Raw genomic sequence first — 244 nt, 5'->3', positions numbered from 1 at the left:
GCGCGGAAACTGCTGGGATAACAGCCCAATGGAACGCTTCTTCAGGAGTCTGAAGAACGAATGGATGCCGGTGGTGGGTTACGTAAGCTTCAGCGAGGCAGCTCACGCCATAACGGACTATATCGTTGGATATTACAGCGCACTAAGACCGCACGAATATAATGGTGGGTTACCCCCAAACGAATCGGAAAATCGATACTGGAAAAACTCTAACTCGGTGGCCAGTTTTTGTTGACCACTTCAG

At 49.6% G+C, this 244-nt stretch carries 1 protein-coding gene; it reads left to right on the top strand.

The genetic code is table 11. The features are described 5' to 3' along the window. The coding region (locus BHE85_RS20060) for an integrase core domain-containing protein (RefSeq protein WP_146627965.1) at positions 1–235 on the top strand (235 nt) is incomplete at its 5' end. Positions 236–244: the final 9 nt, after the last annotated feature.

Origin of the sequence: Shigella sp. FC1567 (genome assembly GCF_001743015.1) — a bacterium.
GTDB classification, from domain to species: Bacteria; Pseudomonadota; Gammaproteobacteria; order Enterobacterales; family Enterobacteriaceae; genus Escherichia; species Escherichia coli.
The sequence above is the reverse complement of the archived record's forward strand: the minus strand, read 5'-3'. Positions and strand labels throughout refer to the sequence as shown.